The sequence below is a fragment of the Pseudoclavibacter sp. RFBA6 genome (assembly GCF_002931575.1).
Classification (GTDB): Bacteria; Actinomycetota; Actinomycetes; order Actinomycetales; family Microbacteriaceae; genus Pseudoclavibacter; species Pseudoclavibacter terrae.
In genome coordinates, this window is sequence record NZ_PSUA01000011.1 from 280,281 (window position 1) to 305,691 (window position 25,411).

Consider the following 25,411-nt stretch of genomic DNA (forward strand, 5'->3'; position numbering starts at 1 on the left):
CCCAGTCGTCGACACGAGCGATTAGACCTCGAGGAGCTCGGCTTCCTTGTGCTTGGAAGCCTCGTCGATGCGGTCGATGTGCGCCTTCGTGAACGTCTCGAGTTCCTTCTCGCCGCGGGTGATGTCGTCTTCGCCGACTTCGTCCTTGAGCGCTTCGAGGTCGGTCTTCGCCTTGCGGCGGATGTTGCGGACAGCGACGCGGGCTTCCTCGGCCTTCGTCTGAACCAGCTTCACGTACTCCTTGCGACGGTCTGCCGTGAGCTCCGGCATGACGACTCGGATGAGGTTGCCGTCGTTGCTCGGCGTCACGCCGAGGTTCGGGCGGGAGACGATCGCCTTCTCGATCTCCTTCAGCGCCGACTTGTCGTAGGGCGTGATGACCAGCACGCGGGCCTCAGGCACCGCGATGGAGGCGAGCTGCTCGAGCGGCGTGGCCGTGCCGTAGTAGTCGACGGGGATCTTCGTGAAGAGCTGCGGGTTCGCACGCCCGGTCCGCACCGTGGAGAAGTCTTCCTTCGCGTGGTCGACAGCCTTCGCCATCTTGTCTTTGGTCTCAGTGAGCACGTCGTTGATCACGGGGTGTCCTTTCCAGGGCGTTCTGCATCATCCTACCGAGGTGGTGGGATGCGCACGCTACGCGCGAGGGCGCGGCGTGCTGACGAAATTGTCGCGGGCTGGCGGTGCCTGGCGCGGCGGCTAGTCCAGGCTCGACGTGACGAGCGTTCCGATGTCCTCGCCCAGGATCGCGCGGGCGATGTTGCCCTCGGGGCTCATGCCGAACACGCGCATGTCCATGCCGTTGTCCATGCAGAGGCTGAAGGCCGTGGAGTCGACGACCTTGAGGCCACGCTGGAGCGCATCCTGGTAGGTGACCGAGTGGAGCAGCTCCGCAGTCTCGTCACGTCGGGGGTCCGCGGTGTAGACACCGTCGACGCCGTTCTTCGCAACGAGCACCACGTCAGCTCCGACCTCCAGGGCGCGCTGAGCGGCGACCGTGTCGGTCGAGAAGTACGGGAGGCCTGCACCCGCGCCGAAGATGACGACGCGACCCTTCTCCATGTGACGCTTCGAGCGCAGCGGGATGTACGGTTCTGCGACCTGCCGCATCTCGATCGCCGACTGGACGCGGGCGGGGGTTCCTGCCTGCTCGATGAAGTCCTGCAGCGCGAGGGCGTTCATGACGGTGCCGAGCATGCCCATGTAGTCAGCTCGTGCGCGGTCCATGCCGGCGTTGGCGAGCTGCGCGCCGCGGAAGAAGTTCCCGCCTCCGACGACGATGGCGACTTCCACGTCGCGTGCAGCAGCGGCGATCTCCTTGGAGATGCTCGTGAGCACCTCCGGATCGACACCCATCTTGCCTGCACCGAACGCTTCGCCAGAGAGTTTGAGGAGAACGCGTCTGCGCGGGGCCTGTGGTGACATGTGTGCTCCTTGTGGGGTCGCTGATCGTCCACGAGCCTACCTTGTGCCGAGCGGGCACACGTCTCAGGCGGGCTCCCGCCCTGCTGGCCAGAGACGCGAAACGGGGCCGGATGCAGTTGCATCCGGCCCCGAATTCGTGAACGTCTGGCGTTACGCGCCGACTCGAATGCGACCGAAGTCGACGACGTTGACGTTTGCGGCGTCAGCGATCTTCTTCACGGTCTGCTTGTTGTCGCGAGCGTAGTCCTGCTCGAGGAGCACGATCTGCTTGAAGAAGCCGGTCAGGCGTCCTTCGATGATCTTCGGCAGGGCAACCTCAGGCTTGCCCTCGCTCCGCGAGATCTCCTCGACGATGACCCGCTCCTTGTCGATTGCCTCGGCAGGGACGTCCTCACGAGTGAGGTACTGGGGGTCGAACATCGCGATGTGCTGGGCGATGCCGCGAGCCGTAGCCGCATCGTCGCCCTCGTACGCCACGACGACGCCGACCTGCGGTGGCAGGTCCTGCGAGGTGCGGTGCAGGTAGATCTCGAAGTTGGCTCCCTTGAGGAGAGCCACCTTGCGGAGCTCCATCTTCTCGCCCAGGATCGCAGCGACTCCGTCGATGGTCTCCTTGACGGTCGTGCCATCGACGGGGGCGGCGAGCGCCTCCTCGAGGGTCGACGCGCCAGCGGCGGCCACAGCATCGAGCACCTTCTCGGAGAGGGCGATGAACTTGTCGCCCTTCGCCACGAAGTCGGTCTCGGTTGCGAGCTCGATGAGCGTCGCGGTGCCGTTTCCGTTGTCCTTCGCGGCGACGAGGCCCTCACTGGTGGAGCGGTCAGCGCGCTTCGCGTTGCCCTTCGCACCCTTGAGGCGGAGGATCTCGACGGCCTTTTCCTTGTCGCCGTCGGCCTCTTCGAGCGCCTTCTTCGTGTCGACCATGCCAGTACCGAGCTGCTCGCGCAGCTCCTTGACATCAGCGAGGGTGAAGTTAGCCATGTGTGGGGTTCTCCCTAGTGCTTGAAGTTACTTGGACTCTTCGACGGCTTCGACAGCCTCGACCGCTTCAGCGGACTCGGTCGCCTCAGCGGGCTCAGCTGCTGCTTCGGCCTCAGCGGCCTCGGCAGGTGCCTCGACGACCGCTTCAGCAGCAGGAGCGTCGCCCTGCAGCAGGTCGCTCTCCCACTCGGCGAGCGGCTCGACCTCGGCCTGACCCTCGGTCGGCTTCTGGTGGCGCTGGATCAGGCCCTCAGCCGCGGCGTCGGCGATGATACGCGTGAGCAGTGCAACGGAGCGGATGGCGTCGTCGTTGCCCGGGATCGGGTAGTTGACGTCGTCCGGGTCGCAGTTCGTGTCGAGAATCGCGATGACCGGGATGCCGAGCTTCTTGGCCTCGTCGATCGCGAGGTGCTCCTTCTTGGTGTCGACAACCCAGAGCGCCGAAGGCGTCTTCGAGAGGTTGCGGATACCACCGAGCGACTTCTCGAGCTTGTCACGCTCGCGACGCTGGATGAGGAGTTCCTTCTTGGTGAAGCCGCGCGTGGTGTCGTCGAAGTCGACGAGGTCGAGCTCCTTGAGACGGTTGAGGCGCTTCTGGACGGTGCCGAAGTTGGTGAGGAGGCCACCGAGCCAGCGCTGGTTCACGTAGGGCTGGCCCACGCGCGTCGCCTGCTCGGAGATCGACTCCTGTGCCTGCTTCTTCGTGCCGACGAAGAGGATGGTGCCGCCGTGGGCGACCGTCTCCTTGACGAAGTCGAATGCAGCATCGATGTAGCCCAGCGACTGCTGGAGGTCGATGATGTAGATGCCGCTGCGCTCGGTGAAGATGAAGCGCTTCATCTTCGGGTTCCAGCGACGGGTCTGGTGCCCGAAGTGGACGCCGCTGTCGAGCAGCTGGCGAATGGTGACGACTGCCATGGTCGTTCTCCCTTGTGGAATGCGCATTGCTGCGCGCGGTTGTTCTCTGCGACCGGCGGCCGCACAGCCTGGTACCCAACGCGCATCCGCTCTCACACCGCAATGCGAGAGACCGATGGATGCACGCCTCGATGGGCACGCGAAGTCAGCCCGCTGGGCGGGCTGCTGGGCACAGTCTACACACGCGGAGTGTCGCGCGGAACAGCGGGGCACGCTCGACTCCGTTGTTCCCGCGCCTGGGGACAGGTGTCGTCCACAGGCAGCTGACGTCACCCGTCGAGCTGCTTCGTGGGCAAGCACCATGACTGCATGCACCGCCCATCGCCGCTCCGACAGATCACCACCCGCAGGGCCCGGATCCTCCGAGTGCTGTTCATCACGGTGCTCATCGGCAGCACGAACCTGATGACGGCACCGCACGTCTCGGGCGAGCCGGGCGGGTGGCGGTGGCCCGTCGAGGCCTCACCCCAGGTCACGCGCCCGTTTGCACTCGACACCCCGTATGGCCCCGGTCACCGCGGCATCGACATCGCCGCCGAACCCGGGAGCGATGTCGTCGCCCCGGCGGCAGGGGTCGTCAGGTTCAGCGGCTTCGTCGTCGACCGCCCGGTGCTCTCGATCCAGCATGCCGATGGAGCGCTGACGAGCTACGAGCCGGTCGTCTCCGACCTCCACCCGGGGGCTCCGGTCCTGGCCGGGCAGCGCATCGGCACGCTCAGTCCCGATCACCGACATACGCCGGACGGCTCACTGCACGTGGGCCTGCGCCTGGCGGGCGTCTACCTCGACCCTGGGCCGTCCTTCGATGCCCTCCGCCCGAGGGCCGCGGTCCTGCTCCCCCTCTCCCGTTGAACAGCTGCCGGTGAACAGCCGGCGACCACACCATCTCCACCAGAAAGGCACCACATGTCTCCTATTCCTCGACGCCGCTCGCGAACCGCGGACGGCATCTCCCCTCACCCGCATCGAGCGGCGCGCGCCCTCCTGGGCTGCCTGTCGCGAGCCGGAGCCGGAATCGTCATGCTCGCGATGGCCGCGACCTTCCTCGTCTTCTCGGGGGCGCAGTCGGCGAGCGCGGCGGCCTACGGCCCGGGCTTCGACGATGCTCAGAACGGTGGGCAAGGGCGGATCGGCGCCTACAGCTTCGAGGGACACAACGTGTACTGCCTGCAGCCGTGGCTCCCACGCCCGCTCGACGAGACCACGAAAGGCGATGTGGTGGACGGCCAGCAGTTCCAGATGAGCGACGACAGCACCGCACGGGTGAACTGGGCGATCTCCACGCACGGGCAATCGGCTGACCCCGTCGTGACGAGCGCCGTCGCGATGTTCGTCTGGTCGCTCGCCGCCCCGGACAGCTACGCCAGCCACGGGACGAGCGGAGACGAGCACTACCTCGGACGAGTACCCGCGGACCGGAGGGGCGAGGTCAGCAGCACGCTCGCGACCATCCGCGAGGGGGCGACGAAGGTCGGAGCGCGAGTCCTCGCGAACCACTCGGGGAGCCTGCAGTTCACCACCGACGCCGCCGATGCCAAGAAGGGCACCGTCACGCTGTCATCAGACCTCTCGGGCGCCACCGGCACGGTGGTGCTCTCGGGCGCGACCTTCGCGTCCACGGCAACCGACACCGCGACGCTCACCGTCGGGGAAGCATCACCGATCGTGGTCGTGCCCGCCGGCTTCGAGCGGGGCCCTGTCACGGTCAGCGCGACGGCGAAGGTCACCGCGCCGTCGGAACCATGGGCCGCGAAGATCCTGCTGCTCCACACCCCGGGCGCGCAACTGCTCGGGAGCAGCGGAGGCACTGTCCCCGGCGAGTTCACCGCCGTCGGCCAGGACCGCGTTCCCCGAGTGCCGACACCAGCCCCGATCCCCACAGCCACAGCCACAGCCACAGCCACGCCGACGCCGACGCGCACCGCGGCTCCCCCGCGCATCCCGAGCCCAACGCCATCCGTGACGGCAGCACCGACGACGACGCAGGTACCGACCACGACGCCGACACCGACACCCACCCAGACAGCTGCACCGAGCGTCACGCCGACGCACAGCAGCAGTCCGATCACGACGCCACCGCCCGCCTCACCCGCTCCGCCGACGACAACACCAACGGCGAAGCCGCCTGCACCCACCACGAAGCCCGTACCCCAGAGCACCACAGACGCGGGCACACCTTCGAGCACACCCAGCGTCACACCGACGTCGGACCCAAGCACCTCGCAGAGGCCGACAGCAGCATCAACCGCTGCACCACCGCGCACCCCGTCCGCGTCGCCCACGTCGATGCCTGCCGGCACGGCGGCCGCAGTACCGACAACGCCGACGAGCGCCCAGCCGGAGTGGCTCGCCCAGACCGGGGCAAGCGCCGTGAGCTGGCCGCTCCTCCTCGGCGGTGGCGCGCTCGTCGTCGGCGCGCTCGCACTGGCCTGGGGATTCCTGAGCCGGCGACACCAAGCCTGACACCCCTCACGAGCACGAGCGACCGGATGCGCTCGAGTGATCCCCCCTCCGCTCGCGCCAAGAGAACCGACCGCGGGCCCAACCCGAGAAAGGCGCCGCCATACCCAGGATGAGAAGCACACCCGCGCATGCGCGCCGCGACGGACAGACCGCTCCCCGTCGCGGCGACGCGCACGCCCCAGCCCCAGCCCCAGCCGAATACGGACGCGGACGCGGACGGCATCACCATCGGGGCACGCCCCGACCGTGCGGCCGTTCAGGCTCTCGGGTGCGCCTGCACGTACGAGGCCTTCAGCCGATCCGCCGAGACGTGCGTGTAGATCTGCGTCGTCCCGAGATCCGAGTGACCGAGGATCTCCTGCACAGCCCGCAGGTCCGCTCCCCCGTCAAGCAGATGCGTCGCCGCCGTGTGACGGAACGTGTGCGGCCCAGACGGCCCCCCACCCGGCGCGACACCGAGCACGTCCCGGGAAACGGCGTACACCGTGCGGGCATCCACTCGCCCACCTCGCACGCCCAAGAACAGGGCCCCACCAGACCGAGGCTGCTCCAGCAACGGTCGACCAGACGAGAGCCACCCATCGATCGCCTTCGCGGCGTGAGCGCCGAACGGGACAACACGCTCCTTGTCGCCCTTGCCGACGACCCTGACGACGCGCCGACCGAGATCGACGGCGCCGACGTCCAGCGAACAGCACTCCGAGACGCGGATACCGGACGCGTAGAGCAGCTCGATGATCGCGAGGTCCCGCACCTCAACGGGGTCACCGCTCGACGCGCGATCCGCGAGCGCATCGAGGATGCCACGCATCCCCTCGGCCGACACCACCCGAGGCAGCGTCGAGCCAGCCTTCGGGCTCTTCAGGCGACGAGCAGAGTCCGCACCGCGTCCCGTCTCCTCGAGCCACGACGTGAACCCCCGGAACGAGGCCGCCATGCGAGCGATGCTCGACGCGGCCTTCCCCGCCTGCGTCTGCTGCCACAGCAGGTCCCGGAAGACCTCCAGGTCGAGGGAGTCGAGGGCGTCGACGCCCTCCCGCTCGCAGAAGTCGAGCAGCAGGCTCAGATCGCTGGCATACGCCTTGGCCGTGCGCGGCGAGAGTCCGCGCTCGGCACGCACCGAGCGCAGGTACGTGTCGACCACAACCGAGAGCTCCCGCATGCCGACCATCGTAGGTCGCCGCCCGGGCGACCGGGCGGCGACTCGAGCAGATGCCTACTTCGCGGGCGCCGCCTCGGAGGACGAAGGCTTCGCGGGCTTCGACGCGTCCCGCGGATCGGCGGCGTGCGACGGCTTCGCGTGCGCCGGCCGCCGGTCGCCGAGAACAGCCCTGCTCGGCCACCAGAAGCGGTCACCCGTCAGGAACGCGAGCGCCGGCACGATCACCGTGCGCACCAGCAGCGTGTCGAGCAGCACGCCGACGCAGACGATGATGCCGATCTGGGTGAGCGTGATCAGCGGCAGCACGCCCAACGCGGCGAAGACCGCGGCCAGCAGGATCCCGGCGCTCGTGATCACCCCGCCCGTCGCCGAGAGCGACCGGATCATGCCGTCCCTCGTTCCGTGCTTCACCGCCTCCTCGCGTGCCCTCGTCACGAGGAAGATGTTGTAGTCGACACCGAGGGCCACGAGGAACAGGAAGCTGAACAGCAGCACGGACGTGTCGAGGGCGGGGAAGCCGAAGACGTTGGTGAACAGCAGCCAGCTCGCCCCCACTGAGGCGAAGAACGAGCCGACGACGGTGAGCAGGAGCAGAATCGGCGCCACGAGAGAGCGCAGCAGCAGCAGGAGCACGACGAAGACGACGGCGAGGATCAACGGGAACAGCAGGAGCTGGTCGCGGTCCTGGGCGGCCTGCTCGTCGAGCGCCTGCGCGTCGAGCCCTCCCACGATGGCCCCCGCCCCGTCGATCTGCGACAGCTCGGCACGCAGCCGTTCCACCGTGGCGAGCGCTTCCTCCGTCTCCGCAGGAGACGAGAGGCCGACGTCGATGCGCGTCAGAGTTCCATTGGAATCGCCCACCGCCGCCGACGCGACGCCCTCGATCTCAGCAGCTCGCTGCGCCACCGCCTCCGCCTGGTCAGCCTGCGAGACGACGATCGCGGGGGCGCCAGCCAGGTCGGGGAAGTGGTCGTTGAGCAGCTCCTGGCCGACAACGGCCTCCGGTGTCGACGTGAAGCGCTCCGTCTGCGCGAGGCCGACCTTGATGCTCGGCGCGATGGCCGCGAGCGCGATGAGCACGACGATTCCTGCTCCAGCCACGATGGCCGGCCGCTTCGAGACACCCGTGCCGAGCTTGAACCAGAAGCCCCTGCCGTGCTGGTCGTCGCCGACTCGAGGCACCACCGGCCAGAAGATCCCTCGGGGGAACAGGACGAGCGTCGCAGGCAGGAGCGCAAGCGCGAAGGCCATCGCGACGACCACTCCGATGGCGCAGGCCAGGCCGAGCACAACGTTGCCGCCGAGCGAGGCGAAGAGCAGCGTCGCCAGGCTCAGCGCGACAGTGCCACCGCTGGCGATGATGGCGGGACCGGCTCCGCGGAGCGCCGTTGCCATGGCCTCGCGCCGGTCTTCCGAGACGCGGAGCTCGTCGCGGTATCTGGCGATGAGAAGGAGGGCGTAGTTCGTGCCAGCGCCGAAGACGAGCACCGACAGGATGCCCTTGATCGACGCATCCATCGTCAGGTCGAAGGCGCCAACGATGCGGGTCGAGACGATTCCCGCGACGCCGTCGGCGAGACCGACGACGGAGAGCGGGATGAGCCAGAGCACCGGGCTGCGGTAGGTCACGATGAGGAGGAAGGCCACGACGAGCACGGTGACGGTGAGCAGCGTGAAGTTGGCGCCCTCGAAGACGGCTGCGATGTCGACGGCGAAGCCCTCGGGCCCGGTCATGACCGGGACCAGGCCATCTGGGAGTCCGTCTGCCGCTGCGGCGCGGAGCGCTTCGGCTCGTGCGGACTGCGCTTCCACGTCGCTCGTGGCGTCGAGGGGCACCGTGAGGATCATGGCCTCGCCGTCTTCGGCCGGGAAAGCTGGCGGCAGGGCCTCGACTCCGGCCGCTTCGGCGATGCCGGGGCTCGCCGCGGCGACGGCGGCGAGGTCGTCGGGTGTGAGCGCCTCGCCCTCGCGGTGGAACACGAAGAGCGCGGCCGAGCTGTCCTCGGTCTCGAAGGATGCGAGCGCCTCCTCGACCTTCGCCGACTCTGCAGATGCGGGCAGATCGCCCGCCGGTGCCACGTCTCCGTTCTCACCCGAGCCCCAGAAGAAAGCGAGGCCGCTGAGGGCGACGAAGACGGCGATGACGATCGCACCACTCGCCTTGCCGGTGATGAATCGGATGATCCCGCCCATGGTCGAACCGCCTAAATCCACTAGTAATCAATTTGCTTAGCTAACTTAGCGCTAGGATGGATGTCATGCAATCCGGGGATGAGCGGGGTCGCGCGTTTCCGCGCGTCCATGAGTCGACGGCGCTGCTGCGCGAGATCCTCACGATCTCGGACGAGTACGAGGTGGTCGTCGCGAAGGAACTCGACGTGAATCACACCGATCTGGTCGCCATGCAGCACCTCATCTCGTCGGGTCATCTCACGCCGTCCGACATAGCTCGGAGGCTGGGCATCACGACTGCTGCGGTGACCGTCGTGGTCGATCGGCTCGTGAAGGCCGGGCATGTGCGTCGGGAGCCGAACCCGAGCGACCGTCGCGGTGTGCTCGTCGTGCCCGACGAGGGGTCGACGGCGAAGGCTCGCGGCCTGCTCGCGCCGATGATCATGGACATCGACTCGGTTGCCCAGGAGTTCGATGAAGGCGAGCGCGAGGTCATCGTCCGCTACCTGCAGGGCGTCGTGTCGAGCTACCGCGAGCACCTGCAGCCGCCGCGCTGACCACGACTGCCCGGGGGCGAGGGCATCCGACGCCCCGTCATCACCTCGTGTTCGACGCTTTCACCCATCCGGCGGGCGTCTCGCGAGCGAGCTGATGCATCTCGAGCTCGGCGAGTCCCGCGGCGGTCTCGGCTGTCGTGAGCCCGGCCGAAGAGCCGACGGCGTCGATGCGCTGCGGTCTCCCGATGCGCAGTGCGTCTTTCGCGCGAACGGCGTTGGAGGAGAGCCGCTCGCTGACATCCCGGACTGAGCCGCGCTCCCCTGGCCACGAAGCGCCGTCCGGCAGCGCCAGCTCAGCTGTCTGGCCCTGTCCGAGCATCTCGACGATGTCGTCGACGGAGGTGATGAGCGTCGCGTCCGTTTCTCGGAGCAGACGATGACAGCCCACGGATGCCGCGCTCGTGACGGGGCCAGGCACCGCACCGAGTGGTCGTCCGAGTGTGAGCGTGTGGGCGGCCGTGCTGGCGGCACCAGAGCGACGGCCCGCCTCGACCACGACCGTGGCGGAGGCGAGGGCGCTGATGATCCGGTTGCGCTGGAGGAACCTCCACCGGGTGGGCGCCTGGCCGACCGGCAGCTCCGAGACCAGCGCACCCTGCGCGATGATGCGCTCGAGCAGCGCACGATTGCCCTGCGGGTAGAGCCGGTCCGGGCCGCCTGCCAGCACCGCGACCGTCGTGGCGTCTTCCGCGAGCGCGACGCGGTGAGCGACTGCGTCGATGCCGTACGCCCCGCCGGAGACGAGCGCGTAGCCGCGGTTCGCGAGCCCGCTCGCGAGCCGCACAGTGACTTCTTCGCCGTACGTGGTCGAGGCTCTGGCTCCGACGAGGGCCACTGAGGGGGTGAGCTCCCGAAGGGTGTCGACGGAGCCGCGCACCCAGAGCGCGCAAGGGGCATGCGGTCCGAGGTCGTCGAGCTGCGTCGGCCACTCCGGGTCGCCCGGAAGCACGGCCAGCACCCCGAGCTTCGCGGAGTTTCGCAAGATGGCCAGGGTCCGGTCGATATCGAGGCGATCTCGCCATCGCTCGAGGGCGGAGGCGAGGTCGGCGAGTGGGATCCCCGCCCCGGATCCGCGCTCCCTGGCCCGCTGCAGTAGCGCACCCGAGGTGACAGCGTCGAGAGCCGCGACTGGCCCGAGCGCTCCGAGGAGGAGCCCCGCAGTGGCATCGCCTGGTTCGACAGTGCACGACCAGGCGAGTTGCGCGATGCGGGCTCGCACCTCGTCGTCCCCCGTCGCGTCGGTGCCAGGCCTGCTCACCCCCGAGAGCGCCGCGCGCATCTGGTCGACGTCGGGCCGACCGTGACGGGTCGCTTCCGCAGCTGCGGTGGACTGGTGGGTGCCGGGTTCGAACGGTGTGTGCACGGCGAGCTACCCCAATCTGATTCGGTAGGAGAGTGCCTCCTGGACGTGCTGGAGTTCGGGGCGACGCGCCCCGGCGAGGTCCGCGATCGTCCAGGCGACCCGGAGCACACGGTCGTGCCCGCGCATGGTGACCTGTCCGCGCTCGAGCGCAATCGCGAGCGGCGCGTACGCCTCTCGCGTGGGGCGGTTGGCGGGAGTTCGGAGCCATCGTGAGATGACTCGGGCGTTGAGGCTCCAGGGCGTGGCTGCCAGGCGTTGGCGTGCGCGCTCCCTGGCCAGCCGGACCATCTCCCGCGCATCGGCGGTGCTGGTGGTCGATCGTGCGCCAGAGCTGCCAGGTTCTTCGAGCTGCGCCTCGTGGTCGACGAGTCGGGCGCGGGCCGCGGAGACCCGCTCTACGCGCAGCTGGAGGTCGATCCGGTCGAGCAGCGGACCTGAGAGGCGAGCGAGGTAGCGGCGTGGTGCGGATGCGTCGCAGCGGCAGTCCGCGTCTGGGTCGCCGTGGTTGCCGCACGGGCAGGGGTTCGCGGCCAGCACGAGCTGCATCTCGGCCGGGTAGGCGGCCCTCCCCTGCGCACGATGGATCTCGATGACGCCGTTCTCGAGTGGCTGCCGCATCGAATCGAGCGTGTGGCGCGAGAACTCCGGGGCCTCGTCGAGGAAGAGGACTCCGCCCGTCGCGAGGGAGATGGCACCGGGGCGGATCATGCCGCTTCCGCCTCCGAGCAGCGCCACTGTCGAAGCCGTGTGGTGCGGTGCTTCGAACGGCGGACGTCGGTCGAGGCGTGCGGCCAGCGGGATGCCGCGGAGCGATCGGACCGCGGCAAGCGTGACGGCCGCCTCCGGCTCGAGGTCGGGGAGGATGCCGGGCAGGCGCTCCGCCAGCATGGTCTTGCCTGCGCCTGGTGGCCCGAGCATCAGCAGGTGGTGACCGCCGGCTGCGGCGATGACCAGTGTCCGCACGGCGGCCTCATTGCCGACGACATCGGCGAGATCGAGGGCGGCGGCCAGCTCCTGCTGCCGCGCGGCACTGCCCTCACCGCCCCGCTCGTCCCTGGCGACGGCCCGAGCTGCGGAGCTGGAGGGATACTCCAGTTCGTGGGTGAGGTCGTCGGCGTCCGCGCCGTAGTGCAGCGCGACGGCACGCAGCGAGGCGACGGCGACGACACGGATGTCCTCGACGAGCTCCGCCTCGGCTTTCGAGTCCGCCGGCACGACGACGGTGTCGAACCCCGCGGCGCGGGCGGCGGCGACGGCCGGCAGCACCCCGACGACCGATCTCACCTGCCCGGTCAGCGAGAGCTCCCCGATGTGCACGGCCCTGGTCGGCGACTCGGCGGAGATGATGCCGGCCGCGGCCAGGAACGAGACGGCGATCGCGAGGTCGAACCCGGAGCCGTGCTTGCGCAGCGACGCCGGGTACATGTTCGTGATGACTCTGCTGGCCGGCAGCGGGCATCCAGAGCTCTGCAGCGCCGCCCGGACTCGCTCGCGCGCTTCCCCGAGCGAGGTGTCGGGAAGACCGACGAGCTTGAAGAACGGCAGCCCGGGACTGATCTGCGTCTCGACCTCGACGAGCTCACCCCCGAGCCCCTCGAGCGCGATGGCCACCGAATGGCCGACCGTGCCCTGCGTCATGCGCCGACTCCAGCAACGTGCTCCAGGTTGGGCGCTCGGTCGTGCGGTGCGACCACCGCGATCACATCGAGACGCATCGCACCGCGCTCCTCGGGATGCGCGAGCATCCAGAGACCCGCGAGTCGCCGCATGCGCGCGAGCTTCACGGGCGTGATCGCCTCGAGCGGATGCCCCGCCGCGGTCGAACGCCTCGCCTTCACCTCCGTGAACACGATGTAGCCGCCCTGCCGCGAGACGACGTCGATCTCGCCCTCTCGACAGCGCCAGTTCCGCTCCACCACATCGTGGCCGTGCTCCTCGAGGTACGCAGTCGCGAGATTCTCTCCGAGCCGCCCCAGCTGATCCTTGGCACGCATCCGCACCACCTCCCTTGCCGGGAGTCTGACCCGCCACGAGCCACCGTCCGACGACGAGGAGGGACGGTGTGGACAACCGCCTGCCCACAGTCGCGACGTCAGCAGAGTGCCGGCATGAGCGCATGACCGACGTGTGCGGGACCGTGGGAGCCCCCACCTCGCCCCGGCAGCAGTCGAGCATGAGCGAGCCCAGGCGTCACCTGCCCCTGGGCACCGCTTCCACCGCTAGCCCTTCTGCGCGAGCGCCAGCGGCAGGACGGCGCTCGCCCCGGCGAGACGAAGCTCGCGTGCGCACACCGTCATCGTCCAGCCGCTGTCGACGAAGTCATCGATGAGGAGCACCGGACCCGCCGGGATCTCAAGCGAGCCCGCCGAGAACCGGCCCTCGACGTTCGAGAGCCGGAACGCGCTGTTGCCTCCAGGCTGCCCGGCCGGCCCGCCACGGACCAGGTCCAGGGAGCCGAGAAGCGGGAGGCGGCCCGCCTCCGCGATGCCCTCGGCAAGCGACGCGCTCAACCGGGGCCTCGAGCGCGATGGGACGAAGGCAACGGCCTGCGGGCGCGCGTCCCACTTCCACTCCGAGAGGATGCGGATGCACGCCTGCAGGAGCGGCCCCGTCACGGTCGTCTCCGGGCCGGCAGCAGCGAACAGCTCGCGCAGCGGCCCACCCCAGCCGAGGTCGCTGAGCCGCGCGAGCACGCGCCCCTCGGCCGCCTGCTGCTCTTTCGGGATGCGCCCCTTGAGGTCGACGCCGAGGCTCGCCATACCGCTCGGCCACTGCTGTCGCGGCGCGATGTCTGCGCGGACCCGGTCGAGCGCGGCACCGGCCCTCGCCTGCACCGCCGCGTCCGTCGCCCGGTCGAACCAGATGCCGGCGCAGTTGTCGCAGCGCCCGCACGGGGCGGCAGTCGAGTCGTCGAGCTGCCGCTGCAGGAACTCCATGCGGCAGCCCTCGGTGCGCTCGTAGTCGATCATGGCCTGCGCCTCCGCGGACCGAGCCGCGGCGATGCGCGAGTAGCGGTCGCCGTCGTAGCTCCACGGCTGCCCGGTCGAGACCCAGCCGCCCTGCTCGCGCCGCACGGCCCCGTCGACGTCGAGCACCTTCAACAGCAGCTCGAGGCGCGACCGGCGGAGGTCGACCGCGGATTCGAGCGCGACCGTCGACCTGGGCGAGGCGCCGAGCGCGCCGAGCACCGCCTGCGCTCGCTCCTCGTCCGGCATCGAGACCGTCGCGAAGTACTCCCAGATGGCGCGGTCCTCCTCGCCAGGCAGCAGCAGCACGTCGGCGGAGGCGCTCGACCGCCCGGCACGCCCCACCTGCTGGTAGTAGGCCACAGGCGACGACGGTGCGCCGAGGTGCACTACGAACCCCAGATCGGGCTTGTCGAAGCCCATGCCGAGCGCACTCGTCGCGACGAGCGCCTTGACCTCATTGCGCTTGAGCGCGCCCTCGAGGCGCTCGCGCTCGTCTGGGTCGGTCTTGCCCGTGTACGCGGGCGCGTGGATGCCCGCCTCGCGGAGCGCCGCCGAGGTGTCTTCGGCGCCAGCGACGGTGAGGGTGTAGATGATGCCGGACCCAGGGAGCTCGTCGAGGTGCTGTAGCAGCCAGGCGAGCCGCTCGCGGGCGTTGCCGAGCCGCAGCACGCCGAGGCGCAGGCTGGCTCGGGCGAGCGGGCCGCGGATCGTGAGGATGCCGCTGCGGCCGAGCTGCTCCTCTATGTCGTGCACCACGCGCTCGTTCGCGGTCGCGGTCGTCGCGAGCACGGGGATGTCGGTGCCCAGACCGGAGATGAGCGACGCGATGCGGCGGTAGTCGGGGCGGAAGTCATGGCCCCAGTCGGAGATGCAGTGCGCCTCGTCGACCACCACGAGGCCCGTGCGTGCCAGGAGCTCTGGAAGCTGCGTGTCTCTGAACTCGGGGTTGTTGAGCCGCTCCGGCGAGACGAGCAGCACGTCGATCTCGTCGGCGGCCAGCTGCTCGCGGATGCTCGCCCATTCGTGCGCGTTCGCCGACGACATCGACACGGCGCGGACACCCGCGCGGCTCGCGGCCTCGACCTGGTCGCGCATGAGCGCGAGCAGCGGCGAGATGAGGATGGTCGGGCCCGCTCCTCTGGCGCGCAGCATGAGGCTCGCGATGAAGTAGACGGCCGACTTGCCCCACCCCGTGCGCTGCACGACGAGGACCCGCCTCCGCTCGTCGACGATCGCCGAGATCGCCTCGAGCTGCCCGTCGTGGAAGACCGCGTCGTCTCGGCCGACCAGGGCCCGGAGGATCTGGGTCGCGGCGGATGCGGTGGCCTCGGGAATCGTCGTGTCTGTCACTCCACGAGGCTCCCACGAACCACCGACATCGGCGTTCAGGCGGCGCGTCGCGCCCGCTCGAGCACGAGTGCCCCGGCGACGCTACTCGTCGAGTGCGAGCTCCTTGGGGAGCTCGAACTCCTTCGAACCGGTCTCCTCGACGTTGACGTCCTTGAACGTCAGCACTCGAACCTGCTTCACGAAGCGGTCGGAGCGGTAGATGTCCCAGACCCAGACGTCTTTCATCGTGAGCTCGAAGTAGAAGTCGTGCTCGGTGTCGCGCCTGACCAGGTCCACGCTGTTCGCGAGGTAGAAGCGGCGTTCGGTCTCGATCACGTACTTGAACTGCCCCGCGACGTCGCGGTACTCGCGAAACAGGGAGAGCTCCTGCTCGCGCTCGTAATCGTCGAAATTCTCGTCGTCCATGATCCGCCCAGTCTAGGGGGTCGCGGCCCGAAGCCACGTGTGCCGGTGGAGCTCGCTCGGGCCGGTCGCGGCGATCGCCGCGAGGTGGGCCGCGCTGCCGTATCCCTTGTTCGACTCCCACAGGTACTCGGGATGCGCTTCCGCCGCCGAGACCATGAGGGCGTCGCGCTCGAGCTTCGCGATCACCGAGGCGGCGGCCACGGAGGTGCAGTCCCGGTCGGCTTTCGGTCTCACCACGACGCGCAGGGGCGTCGCGAGGCATGGTGAGAGCCAGTCGTGCGAGCCGTCGAGCAGCACCACCGCATCTGCGACCGGCACCCCGATCGCGTGCAGCTCGGCGAGCGCCCTCTTGGCGGCCGCCCCGAGGCAGGCGGTGATGCCGCGTTCGTCGATCTCGATGGCGCTCGCGTAGCCGACGCCGACGCCCATCGCCCACGACTCGATGCCGGCGCGCGCCTCGAGTCGGCGCTTGGCACTCAGGAGCTTCGAGTCGCGCACTCCAGTGGGCGCCGCGAGCTCGATCCGCCCGACGTCGATAGCGCACGCGCCCACTGCGACTGGGCCCGCGATCGCGCCGCGCCCGACCTCGTCGACGCCGATGACGACCGGGGCTGTGAGCAGCAGCTGGCGTTCGAGTTCGAGCGTCGGGTCGACCGTTGGGGTCACTCCTGGTCCGTCCGCTCGGGCACACGGTCGAAGACCTCCGGATAGTTCCCGAGGAACGTGAACCTGTCGAGCGGCCAGTTGAGCAGGAACGCCTTGCCGACGACGTCGTCGACGGGCACGAAGCCGCCCCCTGGCTCGTCCTGGTGGTAGCGGGAGTCCTCGGAGTTGTAGCGGTTGTCCCCCATGACCCACAGGTGCCCCTCGGGCACGGTCACATCGAACGACATTCCTGATGCGGCCTGCCCGTCCTGGAGCAGCAGGTACGGCTCGCCGATCGGCAGCCCGTTGATGAGCACCTGCCCGTACTCGTTGCAGCAGGAGACGACGTCGCCTGGCAGCCCGATGACACGCTTGATGAGGTGGTTGCTCGTCTCCTCGGGCTTCAGCCCGACGAACTCGAGCGCGCCATCGACGGCCGCCTGCGAGCCGGACTTGGCGGGTGGCGTGACGACGGGAAGCCATCCGCCCGGGTCCTCGAACACGACGATGTCGCCGCGCTCGATGCCGACCAGATCCGGCACCAGCAGGTTCACGAGCACCCGGTCCTCGACGACGAGGGTGTCGTTCATCGACGCCGAGGGGATGTAGAAGGGTCGGAGCAGGAACGTCTTGATGAGCATCGACATGACGATCGCGAGCACGGCGACGATGACCAAGTCGCGGGCGAACGAGAGCATGGCCTTGCCGAGGCCGCGACCCGGCGCCGGAAGCGGTTCATCGTCGGCGATGAGCCCGGTGACGTGGATAGGCGCGTCTGCGATCGCGGAGGAACCGAGCCCAGCGGGCCGCGCGGCTCGTCCGAGGCGGTGCCGCCCCTCATGAGGTGGCCTGCCGTGGGACGGGGCGCGAAGATCGCGCGCACTCGCGTCACCCATGGCTCCCCCTCGCGGTCGGTCCGCGGTGGCGGAACCCTCAGTCAGTGTGCGGAACGACACGAATGGCTCCCGCGTTGGGGAGCCATTCGCCTACAGCCTGAGGCCTAGTTGTCGCGCTTCTCGCGGATCTTCGCAGCCTTGCCGCGACGTCCACGCAGGTAGTAGAGCTTCGCGCGACGCACGGCGCCGCGGGAGACGATCTCGATCTTCTCGATGACCGGGGTGTGCACGGGGAACGTGCGCTCCACGCCCACCTGGAAGCTGACCTTGCGGACCGTGAAGGTCTCGCGGACGCCGGCGCCCTGACGTGCGATGACGACACCCTGGAAGACCTGGACGCGCGAGCGCGTGCCTTCAACGATGTTCACGTGCACCTTGACGGTGTCGCCGGGGCGGAAGTCTGGGACATCGCTGCGCAGCGATGCTGCGTCGATGACGTCGATAACGTTGGTCATGATTTCGCTCTCTGCAGTCGCCACAGGTCGGCTGCGAAGGTCAGTGAAGAGGTTGGCGTGCATCGCGAGGTGCTCTCGTCCCCTGTGGCAGAGTCGAGCCGCGGCACAAGGATCCAGTAAACCATGCCGGCGTTGCCCCCGCAATGCGAGAGTGAGCCAGGTCAGCGCCGTTCGTCGTCAGGTTCGGGGTCGAGCGTGATGATCTTGCCCGCATCCGGCCCGGAGGCACCCCCAGGCCCAGACGACGGCGTCCTGCTTCCCGGCGTCCCAGGCATTCCGGGCCCCGCCATCCCGGGCATCGTGCCGAAGAGGCCGAACGGGTTCGCCTGCGGACCGGCTGCCTGCGCGGCGGCGAGGCGCTCCTGGACCACGGCGGTGAGCCGCCGACGCGCGATGGAGCCCGCGACCACCATGGACAGGAACGCGGCGGCGAGCACCCAGAGGCCCGGCACATCGGGAACCACGGCCCCGACCGCCCAGAGCAGCCACGGGACGATGATGAGCGGCAGGTCGCGCGGTGTCAGGGCCTTGCTCTCCCGGATGTCCGGCCGGAGCCAGAAGTTCGCGGAGAGGATGAGGAGCCCGGCGGCGGCGGCGAGGCCGGCGAAGCCGAAGACGAAGAGGCGCCCGACGGGCGCACCCAGGATGAGCCACCCCACGAACTGCCAGGCGGCGAGGAAGAGCGCAGCGGGGAGGAGTGCGCGGTAGACGAGACGGCCGATGCCCATGACGCAACGCTACGGGAGGATCCCGAGCGATGCCTTGATCGTTCGCTCACGGCACGGTCGCCGGTACGATTGGCGGATGATCGAGCTGCGCACCCAGAACGAAATCGAAGAGATGCGACCCGCGGGGCGCTTCGTCGCCGAGGTCCTCAGCGAGCTGTCGGCGAGCGCCGCGGTCGGCACGAACCTCCTGGAGCTCGACGCCAGAGCCCATGAGCTCATCACGAAGCGCGGCGCGAAGAGCTGCTACATCGACTACCACCCCTCCTTCGGCGCCTCGCCGTTCGGCAAGGTCATCTGCACATCGGTCAACGACGCCGTCCTGCATGGCCTCCCCCACGACTACGCGCTCAAGGACGGCGACGTCCTCACGCTCGACTTCGCCGTCGCCGTCGACGGCTGGGTCAGCGACTCGGCGATCACGGTGGTCGTCGGCACGCCGCGCGAGGCCGACCTACGTCTCATCGACACCACCGAGGTGGCGCTCGAGGCGGCTATCGAGGCCGCCCGCCCCGGCAACAAGCTCGGGGACATCTCGCACGCCATCGGCCAGGTCGCGAAGAACGCCGGCTACCCGGTCAACGTCGAGTTCGGCGGCCACGGCGTCGGCCGAACCATGCACCAGGAGCCGAGCGTCCCCAACCGCGGACGCGCGAACCGCGGAATGCCGCTCAAGCCCGGCCTCGTCCTGGCGCTCGAGCCGTGGCTGCTCGAGACGACGGACAAGCTCGTCCAGGATGCCGACGGGTGGACCCTCCGAAGCGCGGATGGTTCGCGCGGGGCGCACAGCGAGCACACGGTCGTCATCACCGACGGCGACCCGATCATCCTCACCGCGCGCAGCTAGCTGGCGGGGGCTAACCGAGTTCGGGTGGGAGCAGCTCGGGGCGGACGCGGCGCGTGCGCTCGAGCTGCTGCTCGTGGCGCCACGCGGCGATCTTCGCGTGGTGGCCGCTCAGCAGCACGTCGGGGACCTCGCGGCCTCGCCACAGCGCCGGCTTCGTGTAGCTCGGGTACTCGAGCAGGCCGTCCTCGTGCGACTCCTCGACGAGCGACTCCGGGTTGCCGACGACGCCTGGCACGAGCCGACCGAACGCCTCGATCATGGCGGTCACGGCCACCTCTCCCCCATTGAGCACGTAGTCGCCGAGGCTCACGAGCTCGACCCTGGCATGCTCGGCGGTGTCCTCGAAGACTCGCTGGTCGATGCCCTCGTAGCGGCCGCAGCCGAAGACGATGTGCGGCTCGAGCGCGTAGCGCCTGGCCGTCGCCTGCGTGAAGACGGTCCCGGCTGGCGACGGGAAGACGACAAGCGGTCGAGCATCCGCGAGCTCGGCGTCGTCGGCGACGGCCCGCCCCGGTGCACCACGATCTCGCGCTGCATCGTCGAGGATCGCGTCGATCGTCTGCCCCCACGGCTCCGGCTTCATGACCATGCCGGCGCCTCCGCCGTACGGGGTGTCGTCGACCGTGCGGTGCCGGTCGGTCGTCGCATCACGCAGGTCGTGCACGCGGACGTCGATAAGGCCGTCCTGCCGGGCCCTGCCGAGCAGAGAGACGTCGAGCACCTGGAAGAACTCGGGAAAGATGGTGACGATGTCGACGCGCATGGGCTCCAGCTTAAGCGGATGCGCGCCCGCAGGAGATTGCGGGCGCGCAGAACGCAGATGGGGGGACGAGGCTATTCGGCGTCAGCCTTGGGCTCGGCGGCGGGCGCGTCTGCTTCGACCTGCGCCTCGTCGACCTCTTCGAAGAGGCCGTTGGGCGGGGTGATGCTGACGATGCCGGCCTCGAGGTCGACCTCGGCGACGATGGCCTTCACGAGTGGGACGAGCACCTCGGCGTCCTCGGTCTTGACGACGAGGAGGTCCTGGGCCGGGAAGTGCTCCACGCGGATGACCTGGCCGACGGATGCGCCATCGCGCCGGACATCGAGCCCGACGAGCTGGTGGTCGTACCAGGCGTCGTCCTCGAGTTCCTCGGCGTCGTTGGAGTCGACCCAGAGAATGGCTTTCGCGAGGCTCTCCGCGGCCGTCCGGTCGGCGATGCCGACGAAGAAGCCCACAGGGTGGCCGTTGTACCAGCGGAGTTCGTGCAGTTCCAGGCTCTTGCCGTGCCACTCGCTGTCGGTCGGCACCTGGAGGCTGAAGCTCGCGCCTGGAACGAAGCGCCGGTCGGGCTCATCGGTGAAGAGCTCGAGCTTGATGGCACCCTTCAGTCCGTGGGCCTTGGTGAGGCGACCGACACGGAGCTGGGTGATGCCCTTCTTCTTGCCTGCCACCTCAGTCGTCAACTACGTCGACGCGAACGCGGCGGCCGTCGGCGAGCGCGGTCACGACGGTGCGCAGCGCCTTGGCGGTGCGGCCGGAGCGACCGATGACGCGGCCGAGGTCCTCGGAGTGCACACGCACTTCGAGGACCTCGCCGCGCGCAGCCGTGCTGCGGTCCACGCGGACATCGTCGGGGTGATCGACGATTCCCTTGACGAGATGTTCCAGCGCGGAAGCGAGCATGACTAGGCCTCGACCTCTTCGGTCGCTGCTTCTTCGGTGACCTCTTCGGCGGCCGGAGCTGCCTTGGGCTCAGCCTTGGGGCGGAGGACAGGCTTCTTGCCGGCCTCTGCGACGAAGGGGACCTTGCCCTCAGGTGCCTTGACCTGGTTCTCGGTCGAGCCTTCGCCCGTGAACTTGCCCCAGTCGCCCGTGAGCTTGAGGAGCACGATGACGGCCTCGGAGGCCTGTGCGCCGACGCTCAGCCAGTACTGTGCACGCTCCGAGTTGACCTCGATGAACGAGGGGTTCTCGGTGGGGTGGTACTTGCCGATCTCCTCGATGACGCGACCGTCGCGCTTGGTGCGCGAGTCGGCGACGACGATGCGGTAGTAGGGTGCCCGGATCTTGCCCAGGCGCTTCAGACGAATTTTGACAGCCACGTGTCTCCTGATGGTGTGTGTATCGGCGAACGACAGCCGGAGGGCGTGGGGCACACTCGGCAGAGCTCAATGGTGAACCGCGGGCCGGATTAGAGGGTCGAGCCCGCGAGGCTCAACTGCCTAGTTTGGCAGATTCTCGGCCAGTTAGCCAACCACAGAATCATCGCCGGACGTCCCGCGTCCGTCGCGGTCGTCGGCCCAGTCGCTCGAGCGCTCCGCCGCGCGCTGTCGCCGCTGCACGAAGAAGAGCACGATGCCGCCGAGGAGCACGAGCAGAACGGCCCCGATGACGTACGGAACGAAGTCCTGCGCACCCGCTGTGGCGAGCTCCGACAGTGCATCCGAGTAGCGCATGAGGGCCTCCGCTTCTCGGGCGGCGCCTGCCGTCGCCCGACTCCTCCCCCTATCTTGCGGCGGATTCGGAATACCCCGCAATGCAGACACGCCGCGACCACTGGTGCGTCTACGCTTCAACCATGCGTTTCGCCTCATCAGAGCGTTCGACACTCGGCGTCGAATGGGAGCTCGGTATCGTCGACGCTGCGTCGCGCGAGCTGACCGGCATCGCTCCAGAGCTCATCGCCCGCCTCGGCGACGAGCGGTTCACGAAGGAGTTCCTGACGAACACCGTCGAGCTCGTGACGGGGGTGCACCGTTCCGCGGGAGCGGCCGTCGATGAGCTGCGCGGCCTGCGGGACTCCCTGCTGACTGCCGCGGATGAGGCTGGCGCGGCGGTCATCGGCTCCGGCACGCATCCGTTCTCGAAGTGGCGCGAGCAGCAGCGGTCCCCCGGCGAGCGCTACCGCATGGTGTCCGAGCGCTCCGGGCGCTGGGGCGGGCAGCTCGCGATCTGGGGCGTGCACACCCACATCGGGATCGAGGACTGCCGAAAGGTGCCCGCGATCATGCGGGCCGCGCTCGCCAACTACCCCCTCATGCTCGCGCTCTCCGCATCCAGCCCGTACTGGCAGGGCGAGGACACGACTTTCAGCTCCCACCGCACGATGATCTTCCAGCAGCTTCCGACGGGCGGTCTCCCCCCGGAGATGGAGACGTGGGAGGACTACGAGCGAGTCGCCCACGACGTGCTCCACACCGGCATCGTCGACGAGGTGCAGGAGCTGCGCTGGGACGTGCGCCCGTCGGCGCAGTGGGGCACGGTGGAGATCCGCATCTCGGACGGGGCGACGAACCTCCGCGAGCTCGGGGCCATGGTCGCGCTCAACCACGTCATCGTCGAGCACGCATCTCGGGAGCTCGACGCCGGCAGGGACACGGATCGCCTCCCGTCGTGGTTCGTGCGCGAGAACAAGTGGAGAGCGGCGCGCTACGGCCTCGACGCGATCATCATCGAGGACGCGCACGGCAACGAGCGCCCCGTGACGGAGGTGCTGGCCGAGCGCATCGAGGGCGAGTACCTGCGGGTCGCCGAGGACCTCGGATGCACGCGGGAGCTCGCGGTGATCGCCGAGATCATCGAGGGCGGCTCCTCGAGCGACCGGCAGCGGCGCGTGGCGGAGGCGCACGACGGCGCGCTCGTCCCCGTCGTCGACTCGCTCATCGAGGACCTCAAGGCCTGACACACGCCGAACCGCGGGCGGAGATCAGCCGTTCGGTCCGAACGCACGACTTTGTTACTTTGTCAGGACAATAGGTGTATGCTGACTCTCGTCCTCGTTCACCATCGGACCGAAAGTTGTACAGAGCCGTATGACCACTACAACAGCTACGTCAGCGTTCGACCTCATCACGCTCGGCCGTGTTGGCGTCGACATCTACCCTCTCCAGACCGGTGTCGGGCTCGAGGATGTCTCCACGTTCGGGAAGTTCCTCGGCGGCAGCGCGACGAACGTCGCAGTCGCAGGCGCCAAGCACGGCCTGAACTCGGCGGTCATCACCCGCACGGGTGACGACCCCTTCGGCCGCTATATCGTGCGGGAGCTCGAGCGCCTGGGCGTGAAGAGCGACTTCGTGACGCGCGACGACTCGCTCGCCACACCAGTCACGTTCTGCGAGATCTTCCCGCCCGACGACTTCCCGCTGTACTTCTACCGGCAGCCCAAGGCGCCGGATCTCAACATCGAGGCTGAGACGCTCGACCTCGACGCGATCCGCGACGCCAAGATCTTCTGGGCCACCGTCACCGGCCTCTCCGAGGAGCCGAGCCGGGCTGCGCACCACGCCGCGTTCGCCGCCCGCGCTCGCCGCGACCACACCATCCTCGACCTCGACTACCGCGCCATGTTCTGGCCGGATGCCGCGACCGCGACGGCCGCCATCGAGCCGATCCTCGCGCAGTCGACGATCGCCATCGGCAACAAGGAGGAGTGCGAGGTCGCCGTCGGTGAGACCGAGCCCCAGCGGGCAGCGGATGCGCTGCTCGAGCGAGGAGTGGATATCGCGGTCGTCAAGCAGGGCCCACGGGGTGTGCTCGCCAAGACCCGCGAAGGATCCATCGAGGTGCCGACGCACTTCGTCGACGTCATCAACGGTCTCGGAGCCGGCGACAGCTTCGGCGGCGCGTTCTGCAAGGGACTCATCGCCGGCTGGGATCTCGAGCACATCCTGCGCTTCGCGAACGTCGCCGGAGCCATCGTGGCCTCGCGACTCGAGTGCTCGACCGCCATGCCATCGACGGCGGAGGTCGACGAGATCCTGAAGGAGAACTCCCTTGCCTGAGACGTACCGGATCCTCGACGAAGCCGCGTTCGACAAGCTCCGCGACGCGCGCGCCGACGGCCCAGCCGCCCTCAGGGAAGCGCTGGCCGGCCGCAAGCGCCGTTCGTCGCTGCTCCCCGAAGACCGCCGGCTCTTCTTCGTGGCGGCCGACCACCCTGCTCGCGGCGCCCTCGGCGTCCGCGACGACGCCATGGCCATGGCCGACCGCTATGACCTGCTCGACCGCCTCGCGCTCGCGCTCTCCCGGCCAGGTGTCGATGGCGTGCTCGGCACGCCGGACATCATCGACGACCTCGCCCTGCTCGGAGTGCTCGACGACAAGCTCATCGTCGGCTCCATGAACCGCGGTGGACTCCGAGGCGCGAGCTTCGAGATGGACGACCGCTTCACCGGCTACGACATCGACTCGATGGTGCGCGACGGCATCGACTTCGCGAAGACCCTCCTCCGGGTGAACCTCTCCGACGCAGGCACGGTCTCGACGCTCGAGGCCAATGCCCGTGCCGTTGACGACGCGGCGGCGGCGTCCCTTCCGATCATGCTCGAGCCGTTCATGAGCGAGTGGAAGGACGGGCGGATCGTCAACGACCTCTCGGCGGACGCCGTCATCACCTCGATCGCCATCGCCTCGGGTCTCGGCAACAGCTCCGGGTCGACCTGGATGAAGCTGCCCGTCGTCCCCGAGATGGAGCGCGTGATGGCGGCGACGACCATGCCGACGCTGCTGCTCGGCGGAGAGCCGAACGGCGATCAGGAGGCGGTCTACGCCAAGTGGGCTGACGCCCTCGCCCTCCCCGGGGTTCGCGGACTCGTCGTCGGCCGCACGCTCCTCTACCCCGCAGACGGCGACGTCTCGGCGGCCGTGGACACGGCCGCGCGCCTCGTGCACACCCCGAGCTGAGCTCGGAACACCGACACCCTCACGTCGCGGCAGCTGCCGCAGCCACTCGCGCCGCTCCCAACCCGGCGCACCACAGCGAAGGAAGATCAATGACTGACACTGCTCTGCCCACGATCCAGCACTGGATCGACGGCGCCTACTCGACCACCGCGCCAGCGCGCACCTCGCCGGTCTTCAACCCGGCCCTCGGCACCGCGACGGGCAACGTCGCTCTCGCCGACGACGCCGAGATCAACGCCGCGATCGCCGCCGCCAAGGCCGCGTTCCCCGGCTGGTCCAACACCTCGATCGCGAAGCGCCAGAACATCATCTTCAAGTTCCGTGAGCTGCTGAACGAGCGGAAGCTGGAGCTCGCGCGCATCATCACGTCCGAGCACGGCAAGGTCGTGTCCGACGCGGCCGGCGAGATCCAGCGC

The 25,411-nt window shown here is 69.0% G+C and carries 28 protein-coding genes; 8 read left to right on the forward strand and 20 right to left on the reverse strand.

The annotated features are described in order from the left end of the window. Nucleotides 1-21 precede the first annotated feature (21 nt). From frr to rpsB, 4 genes are all read right to left on the reverse strand, one after another. On the reverse strand, nucleotides 22-576 hold the full coding sequence (gene frr, locus C5C17_RS09780) for a ribosome recycling factor (RefSeq protein WP_104253187.1): 555 nt from the start codon (nucleotides 574-576) through the stop codon (nucleotides 22-24). A 120-nt stretch (nucleotides 577-696) separates the two neighbouring features. Continuing rightward, nucleotides 697-1,422 (reverse strand): UMP kinase, encoded by a 726-nt coding sequence (pyrH, locus tag C5C17_RS09785; protein ID WP_104253188.1) that lies wholly within the window; start codon nucleotides 1,420-1,422, stop codon nucleotides 697-699. Between the two features lie 150 nt (nucleotides 1,423-1,572). After that, nucleotides 1,573-2,403 carry a translation elongation factor Ts gene (tsf, locus tag C5C17_RS09790; protein ID WP_104253189.1) on the reverse strand — a complete coding sequence of 277 codons (831 nt, stop codon included), beginning with the start codon at nucleotides 2,401-2,403 and terminating at the stop codon, nucleotides 1,573-1,575. A gap of 27 nt (nucleotides 2,404-2,430) precedes the next feature. Then, nucleotides 2,431-3,321 (reverse strand): 30S ribosomal protein S2, encoded by an 891-nt coding sequence (gene rpsB / locus C5C17_RS09795; RefSeq protein WP_104253190.1) that lies wholly within the window; start codon nucleotides 3,319-3,321, stop codon nucleotides 2,431-2,433. 309 nt (nucleotides 3,322-3,630) lie between these two features. Between rpsB and C5C17_RS09800 the strand changes: the two genes are divergently transcribed. Both C5C17_RS09800 and C5C17_RS09805 read left to right on the forward strand, forming a co-directional pair. Next, nucleotides 3,631-4,173, forward strand: a complete 543-nt coding sequence (locus C5C17_RS09800; protein ID WP_104253231.1) for a murein hydrolase activator EnvC — start codon at nucleotides 3,631-3,633, stop codon at nucleotides 4,171-4,173. 54 nt (nucleotides 4,174-4,227) lie between these two features. Next, a complete protein-coding gene (locus C5C17_RS09805; protein WP_146079128.1) occupies nucleotides 4,228-5,784 on the forward strand; it encodes a hypothetical protein in 1,557 nt (518 codons plus the stop codon). Between the two features lie 256 nt (nucleotides 5,785-6,040). On the opposite strand, the gene C5C17_RS09810 is transcribed toward C5C17_RS09805, so the two are convergent. Together C5C17_RS09810 and C5C17_RS09815 are read right to left on the reverse strand one after the other, a co-directional pair. Beyond that, the gene (locus tag C5C17_RS09810; RefSeq protein WP_258066144.1) at nucleotides 6,041-6,946 is read right to left on the reverse strand and encodes a tyrosine recombinase XerC; all 906 of its coding nucleotides are present in this window, start codon (nucleotides 6,944-6,946) and stop codon (nucleotides 6,041-6,043) included. Between the two features lie 54 nt (nucleotides 6,947-7,000). Further along, the gene (locus C5C17_RS09815) at nucleotides 7,001-9,139 is read right to left on the reverse strand and encodes an MMPL family transporter (RefSeq protein WP_104253193.1); all 2,139 of its coding nucleotides are present in this window, start codon (nucleotides 9,137-9,139) and stop codon (nucleotides 7,001-7,003) included. Nucleotides 9,140-9,204: 65 nt separating this feature from the next. Here C5C17_RS09815 and C5C17_RS09820 point away from each other — a divergent pair, with 65 nt between their 5' ends. Beyond that, nucleotides 9,205-9,675, forward strand: a complete 471-nt coding sequence (locus C5C17_RS09820) for a MarR family winged helix-turn-helix transcriptional regulator (RefSeq protein WP_104253194.1) — start codon at nucleotides 9,205-9,207, stop codon at nucleotides 9,673-9,675. A 40-nt stretch (nucleotides 9,676-9,715) separates the two neighbouring features. Here C5C17_RS09820 and dprA read toward each other — a convergent pair whose 3' ends face one another. From dprA to C5C17_RS09865, 9 genes are all read right to left on the reverse strand, one after another. Further along, complete coding sequence (dprA, locus tag C5C17_RS09825; RefSeq protein ID WP_258066145.1) at nucleotides 9,716-11,038, reverse strand: DNA-processing protein DprA; 1,323 nt, start codon at nucleotides 11,036-11,038, stop codon at nucleotides 9,716-9,718. Between the two features lie 6 nt (nucleotides 11,039-11,044). After that, entirely contained in the window at nucleotides 11,045-12,676 is a 1,632-nt protein-coding gene (locus C5C17_RS09830; RefSeq protein WP_104253195.1) for a YifB family Mg chelatase-like AAA ATPase, read from the reverse strand. Further along, a complete protein-coding gene (locus tag C5C17_RS09835; protein WP_104253196.1) occupies nucleotides 12,673-13,032 on the reverse strand; it encodes a YraN family protein in 360 nt (119 codons plus the stop codon). Before C5C17_RS09835 ends, C5C17_RS09830 begins: the two co-directional genes overlap by 4 nt. 225 nt (nucleotides 13,033-13,257) lie before the next feature. Beyond that, complete coding sequence (locus C5C17_RS09840) at nucleotides 13,258-15,357, reverse strand: RecQ family ATP-dependent DNA helicase (protein ID WP_258066146.1); 2,100 nt, start codon at nucleotides 15,355-15,357, stop codon at nucleotides 13,258-13,260. A gap of 81 nt (nucleotides 15,358-15,438) precedes the next feature. Continuing rightward, on the reverse strand, nucleotides 15,439-15,762 hold the full coding sequence (locus tag C5C17_RS09845; protein ID WP_068484088.1) for a DUF2469 family protein: 324 nt from the start codon (nucleotides 15,760-15,762) through the stop codon (nucleotides 15,439-15,441). A 12-nt stretch (nucleotides 15,763-15,774) separates the two neighbouring features. Next, nucleotides 15,775-16,428 carry a ribonuclease HII gene (locus tag C5C17_RS18935; protein WP_258066147.1) on the reverse strand — a complete coding sequence of 218 codons (654 nt, stop codon included), beginning with the start codon at nucleotides 16,426-16,428 and terminating at the stop codon, nucleotides 15,775-15,777. Then, nucleotides 16,425-17,303 carry a signal peptidase I gene (lepB, locus tag C5C17_RS18940; protein WP_104253198.1) on the reverse strand — a complete coding sequence of 293 codons (879 nt, stop codon included), beginning with the start codon at nucleotides 17,301-17,303 and terminating at the stop codon, nucleotides 16,425-16,427. The genes C5C17_RS18935 and lepB overlap by 4 nt, the downstream gene beginning before the upstream one ends. Nucleotides 17,304-17,407: 104 nt before the next feature. Then, nucleotides 17,408-17,758 carry a 50S ribosomal protein L19 gene (gene rplS / locus C5C17_RS09860; protein ID WP_068484112.1) on the reverse strand — a complete coding sequence of 117 codons (351 nt, stop codon included), beginning with the start codon at nucleotides 17,756-17,758 and terminating at the stop codon, nucleotides 17,408-17,410. 161 nt (nucleotides 17,759-17,919) lie between these two features. Continuing rightward, nucleotides 17,920-18,486, reverse strand: coding sequence for a hypothetical protein (locus C5C17_RS09865; protein ID WP_104253199.1), 567 nt, complete (start codon nucleotides 18,484-18,486; stop codon nucleotides 17,920-17,922). 76 nt (nucleotides 18,487-18,562) lie between these two features. Between C5C17_RS09865 and map the strand changes: the two genes are divergently transcribed. Further along, on the forward strand, nucleotides 18,563-19,330 hold the full coding sequence (map, locus tag C5C17_RS09870) for a type I methionyl aminopeptidase (protein WP_104253200.1): 768 nt from the start codon (nucleotides 18,563-18,565) through the stop codon (nucleotides 19,328-19,330). A 10-nt stretch (nucleotides 19,331-19,340) separates the two neighbouring features. Here map and trmD read toward each other — a convergent pair whose 3' ends face one another. The 5 genes from trmD to C5C17_RS09895 all read right to left on the reverse strand — a co-directional run bounded on the left by trmD (nucleotide 19,341) and on the right by C5C17_RS09895 (nucleotide 21,769). Next, on the reverse strand, nucleotides 19,341-20,093 hold the full coding sequence (trmD, locus tag C5C17_RS09875; RefSeq protein WP_104253201.1) for a tRNA (guanosine(37)-N1)-methyltransferase TrmD: 753 nt from the start codon (nucleotides 20,091-20,093) through the stop codon (nucleotides 19,341-19,343). Nucleotides 20,094-20,164: 71 nt separating this feature from the next. Beyond that, a complete protein-coding gene (gene rimM / locus C5C17_RS09880) occupies nucleotides 20,165-20,764 on the reverse strand; it encodes a ribosome maturation factor RimM (protein ID WP_104253202.1) in 600 nt (199 codons plus the stop codon). 1 nt (nucleotide 20,765) lies between these two features. Beyond that, on the reverse strand, nucleotides 20,766-20,996 hold the full coding sequence (locus tag C5C17_RS09885; RefSeq protein WP_068484100.1) for an RNA-binding protein: 231 nt from the start codon (nucleotides 20,994-20,996) through the stop codon (nucleotides 20,766-20,768). A 2-nt stretch (nucleotides 20,997-20,998) separates the two neighbouring features. After that, nucleotides 20,999-21,415 (reverse strand): 30S ribosomal protein S16, encoded by a 417-nt coding sequence (gene rpsP, locus C5C17_RS09890; RefSeq protein WP_104253203.1) that lies wholly within the window; start codon nucleotides 21,413-21,415, stop codon nucleotides 20,999-21,001. Between the two features lie 144 nt (nucleotides 21,416-21,559). Beyond that, the gene (locus C5C17_RS09895; RefSeq protein WP_104253204.1) at nucleotides 21,560-21,769 is read right to left on the reverse strand and encodes a hypothetical protein; all 210 of its coding nucleotides are present in this window, start codon (nucleotides 21,767-21,769) and stop codon (nucleotides 21,560-21,562) included. Between the two features lie 122 nt (nucleotides 21,770-21,891). Between C5C17_RS09895 and C5C17_RS09900 the strand changes: the two genes are divergently transcribed. From C5C17_RS09900 to C5C17_RS09915, 4 genes are all read left to right on the forward strand, one after another. Next, nucleotides 21,892-22,995: a glutamate--cysteine ligase gene (locus C5C17_RS09900; RefSeq protein ID WP_104253234.1), complete on the forward strand. Its 1,104-nt coding sequence runs from the start codon at nucleotides 21,892-21,894 to the stop codon at nucleotides 22,993-22,995. A gap of 130 nt (nucleotides 22,996-23,125) precedes the next feature. Further along, nucleotides 23,126-24,094: a 5-dehydro-2-deoxygluconokinase gene (iolC, locus tag C5C17_RS09905; protein WP_104253205.1), complete on the forward strand. Its 969-nt coding sequence runs from the start codon at nucleotides 23,126-23,128 to the stop codon at nucleotides 24,092-24,094. Further along, a complete protein-coding gene (locus C5C17_RS09910) occupies nucleotides 24,087-24,995 on the forward strand; it encodes a deoxyribose-phosphate aldolase (protein WP_104253206.1) in 909 nt (302 codons plus the stop codon). The genes iolC and C5C17_RS09910 overlap by 8 nt, the downstream gene beginning before the upstream one ends. An 89-nt stretch (nucleotides 24,996-25,084) precedes the next feature. Then, a partial coding sequence (locus tag C5C17_RS09915; RefSeq protein ID WP_146079129.1) for an aldehyde dehydrogenase family protein occupies nucleotides 25,085-25,411 on the forward strand: 327 nt, incomplete at its 3' end.